This is a genomic window from Halobacterium sp. R2-5 (assembly GCF_011734195.1).
Lineage (GTDB): Archaea > Halobacteriota > Halobacteria > Halobacteriales > Halobacteriaceae > Halobacterium.
The window spans coordinates 923,050-936,853 of record NZ_JAANTH010000001.1 but is presented as its reverse complement, the minus strand read 5'-3'; the positions used below and the strand labels follow the sequence as shown (position 1 = coordinate 936,853).

The following is a 13,804-nucleotide window of genomic DNA, read 5'->3' as shown; positions in this document are numbered from 1 at the left end:
GTCCTGCCGTACTCGCTCCAGCGTGCCGCCTGTCAGCCCCAACTCCCGGCCCGGATAGCGCGAGCGCCGGCCGGCTTCCGGGACGTTTATGCGCGCGACAGACCCCCGTCGGGGTATGAAAGCGACCGCGCGAGCCCACCCGATTCAGGGCATCGTGAAGTACCACGGGATGCGAGACGAGCAGCTCCGACTCCCCTACCACGACTCTATCAGCGTCTGCACCGCGCCGAGCAACACGACGACGACCGTCGAGTTCGACCCCGAGCGCGACGAGGACACCTACGTCATCGACGGCGAGGTCGAGGACGGCTCGGGCGCCGACCGCATCCGGAAGGTCGTCGACGAGGTGCGCGAGCGCGCGGGCGTCGACCACCGCGTGCACGTCGAGAGCGTGAACAACTTCCAGTCGAACATCGGCCTCGGGTCGTCGGCGTCCGGGTTCGCGGCGCTCGCTCGCGCGGCCACCGAGGCCGCCGGCCTCGACCTCTCGCTGCCCGAGATCTCGACCATCGCGCGGCGCGGGTCTGCGTCCGCGGCGCGCGCGGTCACGGGCGGCTTCTCCGACCTCCACACGGGCCTGAACGACGAGGACTGCCGGAGCGAGCGCCTCGACGTCCCCGAGGAGTTCGTCGACGACCTCCGCATCGTCATCGCGAAAGTCCCCTCGTACAAGGAGACCGGGCACGCGCACGCCGAGGCCGCGGACAGCCACATGTTCGAGGCCCGCCTCTCGCACATCCACGCGCAACTGGCGGAGGCGCGGGACGCCCTCCGCGAGGGCGACTTCGAGCGCGTGTTCGAGACCGCCGAACACGACTCGCTGTCGCTGGCCGCGACGACGATGACCGGCCCGTCGGGGTGGGTGTACTGGAAGCCGGACACCATCGAGGTGTTCGACGCCGTCCGAGAGCTCCGCAGCGAGGAGGGCGTCCCCGCGTACTTCTCGACGGACACCGGCGCGACCGTCTACGTGAACACGCGCGCCGAGTACGCCGACGAGGTCGAAGAGGCAATCGCGGACTGCGGCGTCGAGACGGACGTCTGGGAGGTCGGCGGCCCCGCGACGGTGCTCGACGAGAGCGACGCGCTGTTCTAATCGGCGAGTACGGTTTTGGCGCTGGGTCGCGTACCACCGGGCATGCGCGTCGTCGTGCTCGGCGGTGGCTACGCGGGCGTCGTCCTGACCGACAAACTGGAAGACAGGCTGCCGGCCGACGTCGACCTCGTGGTGGTCGACGAGACCGGCGAACACCTGGTCCAGCACGAGCTCCACCGCGCGATTCGCCGCCCGGAGTTCGCCGGCGACATCGTCGTGCCGCTGGACGACATCTTCGACCGGACGCGCGTGGAGGTCGCGACCGTGGAGTCCGTCGACCGGGACGCTCGGGAAATCGCGCTCGCGGACGGCACCAGTCTCGAATACGACGTGGCGGCGGTCTGTCTCGGCGCGGCGTCGGCGTTCTACGGGCTGCCGGGCGTCGAGGAGCACGCGGTCCCGTTGAAGCGGCTGTCGGACGCCTCGCAGATTCGGAGCGAGTTCGAGGCGCTCGCCGAATCCGGCGGCGGCACGGTCGTCGTCGGTGGCGCCGGCCTCTCCGGCGTGCAGACTGCGGGCGAACTCGCGGCGTTCGCGCGGGAAGAGAACGCCGCCGTCGACGTGGTGTTGCTCGAACAGCTCGACTCGGTAGCGCCGTCGTTCCCGGAGCGCTTCCAGCGGGCGGTCCGCGACGAGCTCGACCGCGAGGGCGTCGACGTGCGCACCGGTGTCACTGTCTCGCGAGCGACTGACGAGGCCGTCGAGACCGAGAGCGGCGACGTGCCGTACGACGTGTTCGTGTGGACTGGCGGCATCCGCGGCCCGGACGCCCTCGACGGGGAGCGCGTGGACGTCCGCGCGGACTTCTCCGTGGACGACCGCACCGTCGCCGTCGGAGACGCGGCGCGGGTCGTCGACAGCGAGGGGGCGGCCGTTCCGGCGTCCGCGCAGGCGGCCGTCCGCGAGGCGAGAGTCGCGGCGCGGAACGTAGAGACGCTCGTCGCGGACGCCCGCGAGCACGAAGACGGCTTCCGGCCGCGGCTGGAGCAGTACACGTTCGACTCGCCGGGCTGGCTGGTGAGCGTCGGGGACGGCGCAGTCGCGCAGGTCGGCCCGACCGTGTTCCGTGGGACCGCGGCGAGGGCGGCGAAATCCGGCGTCGGGGCGAGCTACCTCGCGGCCGCGGGCGGCGCCCGCGAGGCAGTCGCGCTGCTCAGCGAGGAGTTCGGCGCGGCCGGGGACCGCGAGTAGTGGGCCGCATGTAACTTCACGGCCACTCCTGTTTTACGGAGTCGGCTTCACCCTAATCGTATGACAGCCGACAGTTCCGCGAGCCCGGACGCCCCGACGCAAACTAACGGAAGCAGGTCGTCACGGGACAAGTCGGATGCATTGGACGGTGAACACACTGTTCTCGTAGTGGACGACGAGGACGAGTTCGCGGCCTCCGTCGGCCGCTGGCTGGACCAGCACTGGAACGCGGTCGTGGCGACGGACGGCGAGGAGGCCCTCCGTAGGTACGGCCCGCACGTCGACGCCGTGCTGCTCGACCGCCGGCTGTCAGACTGCTCCGGCGACGAGACGCTCCGACGAATCCGGGAGCGCGACGGCGACGCACGCGTCGCGCTGGTGACCGCCCTGGAGCCGGACCTCGACGTCGTCGACCTCGATTACGACATGTACCTCGAGAAGCCCGTGGACCGCGAGGAAGTCGTCGACGCCACCGAGGAGCTCTTCGAGCGCGCTGACTACACCCGAGAGCTGCGGGCGATGTACGCGCTGAGCTCGAAAGTGGCCGAGCTAGAGGCGCGATACGACGAGGCCGAACTCGTGGACGACGAGCGGTTCCAGCGACTGCAGGAGGAGCTAGAGCGCGTCCGCGAGCAGGCGTCCGAGCAGCCCGGCGCCGACGCCGAGATGGGCGAACTGCTGCAGGTCGTCGAGGACGCGAACCGGTAGGCGCGCCGGAGAACGGAGAGTGTTCAGTCCACGCCGGCTCGCGGGAGGTCGACGGCGAACACGGTTCCGCGGGGCTCGTTCTCGGAGACGTGGAGTTCGCCGCCGTAGTGGTCGACGAGCGTCGCCACGAGGTCGAGGCCGCCGTCGGCGTCCGCGAGCACGTCGTCGGGGACGCCCGGGCCGTTGTCCCGGACTTCGAGCCGAACGGCGTCTTCGCGGAGGTCGACGGCGACCGTCACGCGGGGGTCGTCGGCGTCGTTGTGTTCGGCGGCGTTCTCCACGAGGTTGTCGACCACCGATCGGACGGCGTCGTTCGCGCGGACGTCTGCGTTCTCGGGGAGGTCGGTGGCGACGGTGACGGAGTAGGCGTTCGCGACGCGTTCGGCGACTGTCTCCGCGACGGCGGCGAGGTCGACGGGTCCGAGGGCGGCGTCGTCGCTGATGGTCCGCGCGATGATGTCGGCGTTCTCGATGCGGTCGAGTGCGTCGTCGGTCTGCTCGCGGATCGTGTTCGCGCGGGCTTCGACGTCCTCGTCGTCAGTCGATTCAGCGACCATCTCGGTGTGCCCGCGGACGACGCCGAGGCTGTTCCGGACGTCGTGGCGGAGCACGTCGTTGACGAGCGAGAACGCGTGGCGGGCGCGGCGGGCGCGCTCGGCGTCACGCTGCGCGCGGACGTAGAAGACGCCCGCGGCGAACCCGGCGACGGCACCGACGCCGGCGTCCACGAGCAGCGGGAACGCCGGCTCCGTGACGCTCCGTCCCTCGAACTCGCGGATGGCGATAGTTGCGGCGGTGACGCCGGTGAAAACGACGGTCCCCGCGGTCGACCAGGCGACGACGAGCCAGCGGTGTCTCGCGCCGAAGGGCGTGTTGTGCAACCAGTAGGCCGCGGACAGCAAGATGAGCGCGGGGACGGCGTCCACAGCGAACGCGGAGAGCGGCCCGCTCGTGTGGTTGATGCGAGTGACTTCGCTGGCGTGGTGGGCGGCCGAGGTGGCGAGCAGACCCAGCGCGAGCCCCACCACGACGGCGACTGGTAGCTGTCGTCGCAAACTCCCCATACGAGCGCATCCAGAGAAACGGCCTTAGGTTTTTGCGGTCGGCGCGGGGAGAACGGCAGCGCAGGCGGTTCAGCTCTCGGGGTACCGGAGCGTGAACGGGCTGTCCTCGCCGGGTTCGGCGTCGAGGATGCGCTGGACGCGGTCGTGCCACTGCTCGTGGAACTCCCCGCGTTCGGCGTCGGTCGCTTCGCCCGCGACGAGCTTCGGGATGGTGTCCGTGACGCTGGTCTCGCCCTCGCCGGGCGGGGAGATGCCGGCTGCGTGTGGCGCGAACGAGACGCGGACTGCCTCGTCGGTGTCCCGGCGCCGGAACTCGAACGTCCGGCCGGGGCCGTCGAGCGGCTCGAACGACAGCAGGTCCTCGCGGCCGCCGTAGCCGCCGAACCCCGCGAACCCGGTCTCGCGGTCGGCGCCGGTGAGGTGACTGACGACGTTCGCCATCGGGCCGAGCCCGTGGTCGTCGGGCTCGCCGCCTACGGTGACTTCGATGTCGCTTCGTACGGGCAGTTCGTCTCCGTAGAGGTCGTCGAGCGCGAGCTGGGTCGAGCGGTACGCACCGGAGACGGTGGGGCAGGCGTGTCCCGCGGCGAGCACCACGTCGGGGAAGCCGACGGCGACGGGCTCGCCGTCGGGGACGACGCCCAGTAGTTCCGCGAGCGGGTCCCGGAGTTCGATGGGGTCGGCGTCCGCGAGGTGGTGCCAGTTGGTGCGTGCGGTGCCGCTGGTCGGTGGTGTCGGGTCGACGAGGTCACTCATGGATTTCGAGGTAGGTGGTGTACTGCTTGCGGAGGACGCGGCGGCGCTCCTCGACGACTGCGAGGAGGTCGTGGGGGGTCTCGGCGGCGAGCTTCGGGTACTCGGTCTTCGCGCGCCGGTCGGTGCTCTTGATTTCGAGGACCGAGCCCGGGGAGAGGTCTTCGAGCGCGCGCTGGACGCGTACGATGCCGTTCGCGCAGCCGCGGCCGCGGTTGTCGACGGTGTGGTCGGGGTCGGCGTCGGGCGCGGTGTCGGGGACGTCGGGGACCGCCATCAGTCGCCCACCTCCCCGTCCATCTCCGCGAGGTCGCAGACGCCGTCGATGGGCGAGCACGCGCGCCACATCGGGCACGTGAGGAAGATGCCGAACAGGACGGCGACGAACCCGAGTTTCGCGAGGACCGCGAGGCCGGCGGTCGTTCCGACGTACGTGCCGACGTTGGTGCCGAGCGCGTCGACGGCCTGGTAGGCGCCGGTGAGCACGAGCGTCGGGATGACGAACCGCACCGTCCACCGGAAGCGTTCGAGCTGCTCGCCGGCTGCCTGCACGACGGCCGGCGTGGGGCGGAGCTGGCCGGTCGGCACGGCGACGAAGATGTTCCAGACGGCGCCGCCGACCCACGCCGCGAACGCGAGCAGGTGAATCGCTCGGGAGGCCGCCGGGACCGTCCCACCCCCGGCGAGCGCGACGTCCGCGGCGGCGGAGAGCACGACGGCGAGCACGGACCCGACGAGCGCGAGCACGCCGGCGGGCGTGCGGAAGCGCTCCGGGGCGGGCGCGTCGTGGAGCGTGTCCACGACGGCGGCAGCGACGGTACCGCCCAGCGTGACGGCGAGTCCCGCGCGCAGCGCGAGCGGGGCATCGGCGTACGCGACGGCGAGCACCGCGATGCCGGCGGCTGCGACGACTGCGAGCGCGACGGCGGCGATGCGGTCGAAGCGGCGGTACATCTCCGCGCAGTAGTCCGCCGCGGCGTCGACGTCGCCCGGCCGGACGAAGCCGTGCTTCCACAGCAGGCCGCCGAGCAGGACGCCCAGTGCGACGAAGTACCCCCACTTCGCGGCGACGAGCAGCGCGGACCACTGACCGGTGAGGTCGAGGCTGAGCGCGGTGCCGACGAGCGACGCCGCGAGGATGATGGTCAGCGCGGCTTTCGGGAGCAGGTACTTGTCGAACAGCTCGTCGGCGGCCGAGCCGACCGTCTCGTGGGTCACGTCTGCCATCGCAGCTGGAACACCTCACCCGGCGATTAGGCATGCCTAAACTAAGCGCTGTGTGCGGACATGTTCGGCCACGTCTCAGCGGGCTGCGAGCGCGACCACGACACCGCCGACCACGTACGCGAGTCCGACGGCGCCGGCGGCAGCGAGCACGCGACCGCTCGTAACGGCAGCGGGGTTCCCGACCGCGAGCGCGCCCGCCTCGACGAGCACGCCGCAGAGGAGCGCGCCGAGTGCAACGCCGACCGCGGTGTCGCTGCATCCGGGGAAGTTCCCCGCGCTCGCGGGGTAGAACTGGACGAGGAACCCGCCGACGGTGACGGCGAGGAACCCGCCGAGCGCGACGGCCGGGTGAGCGACGATGCGCGCCGGCGAGAGCCAGCCAGCAGCGACGCTCGCAGCGACTCCGACCGCGACGGCGCCGGCGCCGAGTCCCGCGAGGATGGCGTAGAGGCCGACGCGCCGCCGGTCCGAGCGCGCGAACAGGACTGCCGCGTGCGCGAAGAACGTGACGACGGCTACTCCTTCGATGGCTGCGGCGGCGCGGAACAGCCAGCCGCCCCACAGCGAGCGCGCGAGCAGGCCGGGGCCGACGCTGCCCGCGGCGAGCACGAACACGGACGGCGCGGCGAGCGGGTCCGTGCCGAGGAACCGCGGGAGTAAGCGAACGCCGAGCACGAACACGAGGAGCGCGGCGACGCCGGCGGCGAACAGGTGCGAGACGGCGGCCGGCGAAGCGGCGAGCAGAGCGGGCACCGCAGTTCGAGCGGCGAGCAGGTCGTACGTCCCGACGAGCAGGTAGAGGAAGGGGACGGGGACGACGAGTACTGCGGCGCGTTCGGCGGAATTCGACGCGTCCGCGAAGACGTCTCTCTCCCGGACGACGCCGTGGAGCGCCCGCGCCAGCGACGCGGCGAAGACGACCACGCCCGCGGCCCACAGGAGCGCGCCCGCGAGACCCGCTCGGGTCGGGACGACGGGAAGGTAGCTGGCCGCGAGCAGGGTCGCTCCCGTTGCGGAGAGCGCGAGGTGGAGTCTGGGGGCGCGACTCGGCGAGTGGACGCGGCCGAAGTACGCCGGGACGAGGAGGTACGCGTGCCCGAAGACGACGTGGAGGACGAACCCGAGGACGGCGAGGTGGACGGCGCTGCGCGCAGGGATACCGACGAGCAGGCCGACCCGCCAGAGCAGGAGGAACGCGAGCCCCGCCAGAGTGAACAGGCGCGTCCACCGTCCGACGCCGGAGCGAGTCGCGGCCACACGCGAATTGACGGTCCGGGACGTAGAGACGCCTGCGACGAACATGTTCCGTCCAGTGCGGGAGTTGTTCGCAGTCTCCCGAACATCTCCGGACGCAGGTCTTTGCGCGGCGGCGGCGTACGTCCACGCGATGGACAGTTCCACGCGCGACGCAGTCGAGTGGACGCGCGCGTCCACGACCGAGCGCGCCCCGCCGGTCCGACGCGACGTCCGCTACCTGGAAGCCGTCCTGGAGTTCCGGGGGCTGGACGCGACGCGGTTCGGCGGCGCGTTCTTCCCGGAGGCCGTCCCCTACGCCTGCGGCGGCGAGGACCGCGTCTTCTACTGGCGGTCCGTTCTCGACGCCGCGGCACCGCCGGCCGGCGAGTGGGCGCACGTCTGCGCGACCCCGTACCGCGTGCAGCCGGCGACCGCGGGTGAGACGGTTGCGCCGGGGCTCGTGGCCGACGGGGGCCAGACGGTCGTCGTCGAGGGAACCGTCGGCGGCGACTCCACGGAAACCGAACTCGCGGGCGGCGTCGCTCCGGACGTGTCTGTCGAGCGCGTCGACGGCGCGGCAGCCGTCGTCTCCGCGCCCGGCGAGACGTACCGCGTCGAGCGCGGCGAGCGCCGGGAACTCCCACTGGGCGAGCGGCGAGTCCAGCCCGTCGACGGGGAGCCCACCGCGGCGACGCCGGTGCTGACCGTGCGGTATCCCGGCGAGCGCGCGTTCTACCACCCGGCCGTCGACGCGACCTACCGGCTGTTCCCGTCGTTCGGGCTCGACCTCGACGACGCGCCCCGCGAACTGGCCGTCGAGCCGGGGCCGACCGTCGGCGAGGACGCGGTCGCCGCGGCACTCGGCGTCGAACTCGGCGCTCGGCCGTACGCCGAGCGCGTGCTCTGGCAGGCGTTCGTCCACACCGCGTTCGGGGGCGACGCGGCGCCGACGCTCGCGCAGTTCCCGGACGGCCTGCTCGCCGTGTGGCCGGACGGCTGACCCCCGGTTATTCGCCGGCGGGCCCGAGGTAGTCCCAGGCCTGCAGCCGGTCGCCGTCGCCCTCCACCCAGCGGTCGCCGATGTCGTCGCGGTAGTAGAGGTTCGGGACGAGCACGTCCTCGACGCGCTCGTAGGCCTGCTGTTGGGCTTCCTGCATCGTCTCGCCTTTCCCGGTGACGACCAGCGGCATCCCGGACTCGCCGGCGACGCGCCACTGGCCGTTCACCCGTTTAGCATCCTCGATGTGCACGCCGGGCGGCGGCGTGGTCGCACCGCCGTCCTCGTCGGAGGCGAACACGATGGCGGCGTTCCGAGAGTTCTCGTCGTATGTCGCCTCGTCGTCGAAGGGGAACGGCGGCAGCACGACGCGCACGCCGACCTGGTAGCCGTCGTGGACGTCGAACTCGGGGTCGCGGCCGTTCGCGAGGTCGTAGAAGAACTCCCCCGTGGAGGACTCGATGGCCTCCTCCTGGAGGGTGATTGTGGGGTAGCCGAAGCGCGGCGTGAACTCCAGCGGGTAGACGCCGGTGCCGTTGACGATGCAGTTGAGGTCGATGCTGCCGACGTAGCCCTCGTCGGCGAGCCACCCCTCCAGTCGCCCGAGCGTGCGCTCGAAGAGGTCGTTGCGCCGCGACCAGAACATGCTCGTCCCCATCTCCCCCGTCGAGGGGCCGATGTTCCCGGGGAACAGCCGCTTGTGCTCGAAGTTGAAGTTCACGGGCTCGACGAACTCGTTCCCGTTGAAGAACCCGCAGACCGCGACCTCGACGCCCTCGACCTTGCGCTGGAGCTGGAACCCCTTCATGCGGTGGCCCCACGCCTTCTCGTACGCGCGCAGCACGTCGATGACGTCGCTGCCGTCGGCGTCGTTGCCGACGTACAGCAGCCGCTTGACGTTCTGGACCTCGCCGAGCGGCTTCACGACGTACGGTCCGGGGTTCTCCCGGACGTGCTGGATGCCCGCCTGGAAGTCAGTGAACTCCTCGTGCTCGATGGTGTTCACGCCGTTCTCCTCCAGCACTTCCATCGCGTACCCGCGGTCCTCCTCCAGCCGGTCGGTGTTCGGCGTGCCGCCGACGACCGCGTGGCCGTCCGCTCGCAGTTCTTCCGCGAGTGCTCCAGTGCCGACACTATCCCCGACCCAGATATCGTCGAAAACGACGACGTCCGCCCAGTCGACGTCCGCTCGCCAGTCGTCGCTCTTCGGGACGAAGCCGTCCGCGATCTCCTGGTCGGAGTCGGCCTCGATGTAGTACTTGACGTCGTGGCCCTCTTCGTGGACCTGCCAGGCGACGTCACCGACGAGCGCGGCGTCCGCAGAGACGAACAGGACGTTCCTCGGTTCCATACCCGCCCGTCTCCCGGTGTACGCAAAAGGCTGCTGTCCGGCCCGTTGGCACAGAACGTTTCATCCCATCCAGAAGTCACGTAGGCGGTTGATGGACGCGCACGCGGCGAATCCCGAACATGTGGGGTGAAAGGTGTCATAGTCGGAATGCATTTATACCAGCTCTTTGTTAATACGGGGTATGCCATCAAGAGTCAATCGGCGCGACGTCATTCGCGGCCTCGGTGCCGCAGGGATCGCCGGGCTCGCCGGCTGTGCCGGCGGCGACGGGGACGGCGACGGCGACAGCACGACGACCAGTGGCGGCGGCGGCGACACGACCACGAGCGGGGACAGCGGGGGCGGCGGCAGCAGCCGGACGCTCATGCAGGGCGTCCTCCTGCCGACGACCGGGGACCTCGGCGACCTCGGCGGCCCCATCCGCGACGGCGCCGTCCTCCCCCAGACCGTCCTCGAAGGCGAGACCGACTTCGAGCTCGACTTCTCCGTGCAGGACACCCAGACCGACCCGAACGCCGCCCAGTCCGCGGCACAGACGCTACGCAACGGCGGCTACCCGGCGGTCACGGGTGCGGCGTCCTCGGAGGTCACCATCTCCGTCGCGGAGAACGTCTTCGTCCCCTCGGGAATGGTCGGCTGCTCGCCCGCGAGCACGTCCCCCGACATCACCGACTTGGAGGACAACGGCCTCATCTACCGGACCGCGCCGACCGACGCGCTCCAGGGCCAGGTGCTCGCACAGGTCGCCACCGAGGAACACCAGGCCTCGACGGCCGCGACGATGTACGTGAACAACTCCTACGGGCAGCTGCTCTCCGAGAGCTTCAACTCGGCGTTCCAGGACCAGGACGGGCAGGTCTACCAGGAAGTGTCCTTCCAGAAGGGGCAGTCGTCGTACACCTCGCGCATCTCGCAGGCGCTCAACGACAACCCCGACGTCGTCGTCGTCATCGGCTACCCGGAGAGCGGCATCCAGCTGTTCCGTGACTTCTACTCGGACTTCGACTCGGACGTCCCGATTCTCGTCACGGACGGCCTGCGCTCGTCGAGCCTGCCGGCCGACGTCGGCAACCCCCTCGACAACGTCACGGGCACGGCGCCGCTGGCGGCCGGCCCGGGACGGGAGTTCTTCGACGAGCAGTACCAGAACGAGTACGGCGAGGAGCCCGGCGTGTTCACCGCGCAGGCGTTCGACGCCACCGCGACCTGCCTGCTCGCGAACGCCGCCGCCGGCGAGAACGACGGCGCCGCTATCGCCCAGGAGATGCAGAACGTCGCGAACCCCGGCGGCGAGGAGGTCACGCCGAGCACGCTCGCCGAGGGCCTGGAGATGGCCGCCGAGGGGACCGAAATCCAGTACGTGGGCGCGTCCAGCGCGGTCGACTTCGACGAGAACGGCGACCTCGCGGCCGCGACCTACGAGCACTTCGGCTTCCAGGAGGGCGGCGGCATCGAGACCCTCTCGGAGATCGAGTTCTCCGCGAACTGAACGCTACCCCTTCTTTCGACGCAACGGCCGATAGCGGCAGCTCCGCCCGGCTCGATGCGGGGGTTCTCGCCGCTTGCGAACGCCGCCCCCGTGTTTAGTCACCCACGGGAGTACGCCAGCCCGGAGAGACATGCAAGTCACACGAAGGCGAGCGGCGACTGTCGTCGCCCTCGCAGTCATCACCCTGACCGCGGGCTGTTCCGCGGGGTTGTCAGCCGACGGCTCCGTCGACGCCGACGCGGTCGGGGACACGGTCGAACAGCGGTACGCCGCCCTGAACGGCTACGACGCGACTATCACGCGGACGGTCTCCGTCGGCGACAGCGTCAGCGAGGCGCGCGCGAGCGTCGCAGTCCGCGGCGAACAGCGAGAGGTAAGGTACACGGCCGGCCCGTACGCCGGCGAGACAGCCACCGGCTCCGCAGACGGTCCGGTCTTCGGTGCGGCCGGGGTCGACGCGCCGGCGGCGGATAGCTACGGCGCGCTCGCGGAAGCGCTCGTACGCACGAGCGACGTCTCCGTCGAGCGCGTGACGACCTACGACGGCCACCGGACGGCCGTCGTCGAGCTGTCCCCCGAGTCGAACGCCACTGACGCGCAGAACCTGACGCGGACGGTGTGGGTCGACCTCGACCGGGAGATCCCGTTGAAGGTCGTCACGTCCTGGACGACCGCGGGCGGCCAGCCGGCCTCCGTCACGGTCACGTACGACGACGTGACCCTCTACGAGAACGCGTCCGCGAGCGCGGAGGTGTCCGCGTGACTGCGGACGGCTCGGCGCGCGGGAGCGTGGGCGGCGCGACAATCGTGCTCGTCGTGGTCGGCGTCGTCGTCGGCGTGGCGTTCGCGCCGCAGGCGTGGAGCTACGCCACCCAGCCGGACGGCACCGTCGCGGTCGTGGAGCTCCACGGCTCCATCACCGGCGACACCGCGAGCTCGGTCGTCGACGACCTCCGGGAGGCCCGCCAGAACGACTCCATCCGGGCGGTCGTACTGGACGTGGACAGCCCCGGCGGCACCGCTGCGGCGAGCGAACAGCTCTACCTCGCGGTGAAACGCACCGCCGGCGAGATGCCCGTGGTGGCGAGCGTCACCGGCACCGCGGCCTCGGGGTCGTACTACGCGTCGCTGCCCGCCGACGACATCTACGTCACGCCGGCGTCGGTCGTCGGGAGCGTCGGCGTCCGCGCGACCATGCCGTCTGAGGGCGTGCCTGCCGGCGAGGTCGTCACCGGCCCCGACAAGGGGTCGGGCTCGACTTCCCAGGAGGTCCGCCAGCGCGTGGAGACGCTGCGACGCGCGTTCGTCGGCTCCGTGTTCGCGGAGCGCGGCGACCGCATCGAGCTGACGCGGGCGGAAGTCTCGCACGCGAAGGTGTACGCGGGCGCCACCGGCGTCGAGAACGGGATGGCGGACGAAATCGGCGGCGTCGACACCGCCATCGGAGCGGCGGCCGACGACGCCGGCCTCGACGACTACGAGGTCGTCCGCATGGAAGCGCCCCAGCTGTCCGTGCTCTCACAGCTCGGGCTGTCGGCGGACGGCGAGCCCGCGGACGCGACAACCGAGCAGGTGTTCGAGTACCGCGGCGTCGACACCGTCCAGTACCTGATGCTGCACGGGACGATCGAGACGCAGGCCGCCGGAACGGGGGTGACCGCGAATGCGAGTGCGTGAGGTGGCTCGCCCCGCTGGGGTCGTCGCCGTGGTGGCGGCGGTCGTCGTCGCGGCGGCGTTCGCGGGCGGCCCGCTGCTGGACGCCCAGTCGCAGTCCTCGGACGCGCCGGACGCGCCGGCGTACGACACGAACGCGCTCGTCGCCGAACCCGTCGAGGACGGCGGCGACGTCACCGCGCCCGAGAGCGACGACTCGAAGGTCGTCGTGGTGGACGTGAGCCACGGCAACGGCGTCAGCGAGGACGCGATTCAGCCGCTCGTCGACGCGCTCGTCGCCGCGGGCCACGAGGTCCGCGTGAGCGGCGGCAGCGGGACGTCGTCCATCGGCGCGAAGCCGGGCGCGGCGTTCAACGAGACGCTGCGCGGCGCGGACGCGCTGGTCGTCGCGAGCCCCGCGACGGCGTACACGCCCAACGAGGTCGCCGGCGTCGAGGCGTTCGAGGACGCGGGCGGCCGCGTGCTGCTCGCCGCGGAGCCGCCGGCGACGGGCACGTCGACGTCGACGGTCTCGATACCCGGGCTGTCGTCCGGCGGGACGACGTCGGCGGGCGGCCAGCCGACGAACCTCGCGTCCGCGTTCGGCGTGTCGTTCGGTGACGGCTACCTCTACGACATGGCCGAGAACGCGAACAACTTCCGAGCCGTCTACGGCGGCGGCGACAGCGGCGTCGCCGAGGGCGTCGGAGACGCGGTCCTCCAGGACGCCACGCCCGTGACGACGGGCGGGGACGCGGAGGCCGTGCTCTCCGCGAGCGACGTGTCGCTGTCCTCGACGCGCGACGCGGGGACGTACGCGGTCGCCGCGCGCAACGGGAACGTGCTCGCGGTCGGCGACACCGACTTCATGACGTCCGGCGTCGCGACCGCTGGCGACAACGACGCGCTGCTGAGCAACGTCGCGGCGTTCCTCGTGACCGGAGACAAAGAAGCGGGCGCGCCGAGCAACGGCGGCGCGGCCGGTCAGCCGGGCGGCCAGCCCGGCGGAACGAACGGCTCGACGTTCGCGACCGTCTGA

General features: G+C 71.3%; 14 protein-coding genes. 8 read left to right on the top strand and 6 right to left on the bottom strand.

Annotated elements, in window-relative coordinates:
• The first annotated feature begins 115 nt into the window (after positions 1-115).
• The 3 genes from mvaD to G9C83_RS05010 all read left to right on the top strand — a co-directional run bounded on the left by mvaD (position 116) and on the right by G9C83_RS05010 (position 2,995).
• Complete coding sequence (gene mvaD, locus G9C83_RS05020; RefSeq protein WP_167245007.1) at positions 116-1,096, top strand: phosphomevalonate decarboxylase MvaD; 981 nt, start codon at positions 116-118, stop codon at positions 1,094-1,096.
• Between the two features lie 42 nt (positions 1,097-1,138).
• Positions 1,139-2,287, top strand: coding sequence for an FAD-dependent oxidoreductase (locus tag G9C83_RS05015; protein WP_167245006.1), 1,149 nt, complete (start codon positions 1,139-1,141; stop codon positions 2,285-2,287).
• Positions 2,288-2,455: 168 nt separating this feature from the next.
• On the top strand, positions 2,456-2,995 hold the full coding sequence (locus G9C83_RS05010; protein WP_167245005.1) for a response regulator: 540 nt from the start codon (positions 2,456-2,458) through the stop codon (positions 2,993-2,995).
• Positions 2,996-3,018: 23 nt separating this feature from the next.
• On the opposite strand, the gene G9C83_RS05005 is transcribed toward G9C83_RS05010, so the two are convergent.
• The 5 genes from G9C83_RS05005 to G9C83_RS04985 all read right to left on the bottom strand — a co-directional run bounded on the left by G9C83_RS05005 (position 3,019) and on the right by G9C83_RS04985 (position 7,296).
• A complete protein-coding gene (locus tag G9C83_RS05005) occupies positions 3,019-4,059 on the bottom strand; it encodes an ATP-binding protein (RefSeq protein WP_167245004.1) in 1,041 nt (346 codons plus the stop codon).
• Positions 4,060-4,128: 69 nt separating this feature from the next.
• Positions 4,129-4,815 (bottom strand): hypothetical protein, encoded by a 687-nt coding sequence (locus G9C83_RS05000; protein ID WP_167245003.1) that lies wholly within the window; start codon positions 4,813-4,815, stop codon positions 4,129-4,131.
• Positions 4,808-5,089: a sulfurtransferase TusA family protein gene (locus G9C83_RS04995; RefSeq protein WP_167245002.1), complete on the bottom strand. Its 282-nt coding sequence runs from the start codon at positions 5,087-5,089 to the stop codon at positions 4,808-4,810. Before G9C83_RS04995 ends, G9C83_RS05000 begins: the two co-directional genes overlap by 8 nt.
• Complete coding sequence (locus tag G9C83_RS04990; protein WP_167245001.1) at positions 5,089-6,039, bottom strand: hypothetical protein; 951 nt, start codon at positions 6,037-6,039, stop codon at positions 5,089-5,091. Before G9C83_RS04990 ends, G9C83_RS04995 begins: the two co-directional genes overlap by 1 nt.
• 75 nt (positions 6,040-6,114) lie before the next feature.
• Entirely contained in the window at positions 6,115-7,296 is a 1,182-nt protein-coding gene (locus tag G9C83_RS04985) for a hypothetical protein (RefSeq protein WP_167245000.1), read from the bottom strand.
• A gap of 130 nt (positions 7,297-7,426) precedes the next feature.
• On the opposite strand from G9C83_RS04985, the gene G9C83_RS04980 reads away from it, so the two are divergent.
• Positions 7,427-8,275, top strand: a complete 849-nt coding sequence (locus G9C83_RS04980) for a hypothetical protein (protein WP_167244999.1) — start codon at positions 7,427-7,429, stop codon at positions 8,273-8,275.
• A 7-nt stretch (positions 8,276-8,282) separates the two neighbouring features.
• Here the strand turns inward: G9C83_RS04980 and G9C83_RS04975 are convergent, their stop codons facing one another.
• The gene (locus tag G9C83_RS04975; protein ID WP_167244998.1) at positions 8,283-9,623 is read right to left on the bottom strand and encodes a phosphoribosylamine--glycine ligase; all 1,341 of its coding nucleotides are present in this window, start codon (positions 9,621-9,623) and stop codon (positions 8,283-8,285) included.
• Positions 9,624-9,804: 181 nt separating this feature from the next.
• Here G9C83_RS04975 and G9C83_RS04970 point away from each other — a divergent pair, with 181 nt between their 5' ends.
• The 4 genes from G9C83_RS04970 to G9C83_RS04955 all read left to right on the top strand — a co-directional run bounded on the left by G9C83_RS04970 (position 9,805) and on the right by G9C83_RS04955 (position 13,804).
• Positions 9,805-11,112, top strand: coding sequence for an ABC transporter substrate-binding protein (locus tag G9C83_RS04970; protein ID WP_167244997.1), 1,308 nt, complete (start codon positions 9,805-9,807; stop codon positions 11,110-11,112).
• A gap of 130 nt (positions 11,113-11,242) precedes the next feature.
• Positions 11,243-11,875, top strand: a complete 633-nt coding sequence (locus G9C83_RS04965) for an outer membrane lipoprotein-sorting protein (protein WP_167244996.1) — start codon at positions 11,243-11,245, stop codon at positions 11,873-11,875.
• A complete protein-coding gene (locus G9C83_RS04960) occupies positions 11,872-12,789 on the top strand; it encodes a S49 family peptidase (protein WP_347877775.1) in 918 nt (305 codons plus the stop codon). The genes G9C83_RS04965 and G9C83_RS04960 overlap by 4 nt, the downstream gene beginning before the upstream one ends.
• Positions 12,776-13,804 carry a DUF4350 domain-containing protein gene (locus G9C83_RS04955; protein WP_167244995.1) on the top strand — a complete coding sequence of 343 codons (1,029 nt, stop codon included), beginning with the start codon at positions 12,776-12,778 and terminating at the stop codon, positions 13,802-13,804. Before G9C83_RS04960 ends, G9C83_RS04955 begins: the two co-directional genes overlap by 14 nt.

Coding starts and splice junctions, on each gene's coding strand:
- G9C83_RS04975 (WP_167244998.1), bottom strand. CDS start 9,623: ATGGAACCGAGGAACGTCCTGTTCGTCTCTGCGGACGCCGCGCTCGTC.
- G9C83_RS04980 (WP_167244999.1), top strand. CDS start 7,427: ATGGACAGTTCCACGCGCGACGCAGTCGAGTGGACGCGCGCGTCCACG.
- G9C83_RS04970 (WP_167244997.1), top strand. CDS start 9,805: ATGCCATCAAGAGTCAATCGGCGCGACGTCATTCGCGGCCTCGGTGCC.
- G9C83_RS04990 (WP_167245001.1), bottom strand. CDS start 6,039: ATGGCAGACGTGACCCACGAGACGGTCGGCTCGGCCGCCGACGAGCTG.
- G9C83_RS04995 (WP_167245002.1), bottom strand. CDS start 5,089: ATGGCGGTCCCCGACGTCCCCGACACCGCGCCCGACGCCGACCCCGAC.
- G9C83_RS05005 (WP_167245004.1), bottom strand. CDS start 4,059: ATGGGGAGTTTGCGACGACAGCTACCAGTCGCCGTCGTGGTGGGGCTC.
- G9C83_RS04955 (WP_167244995.1), top strand. CDS start 12,776: ATGCGAGTGCGTGAGGTGGCTCGCCCCGCTGGGGTCGTCGCCGTGGTG.
- G9C83_RS05015 (WP_167245006.1), top strand. CDS start 1,139: ATGCGCGTCGTCGTGCTCGGCGGTGGCTACGCGGGCGTCGTCCTGACC.
- G9C83_RS04965 (WP_167244996.1), top strand. CDS start 11,243: ATGCAAGTCACACGAAGGCGAGCGGCGACTGTCGTCGCCCTCGCAGTC.
- G9C83_RS05000 (WP_167245003.1), bottom strand. CDS start 4,815: ATGAGTGACCTCGTCGACCCGACACCACCGACCAGCGGCACCGCACGC.
- mvaD (WP_167245007.1), top strand. CDS start 116: ATGAAAGCGACCGCGCGAGCCCACCCGATTCAGGGCATCGTGAAGTAC.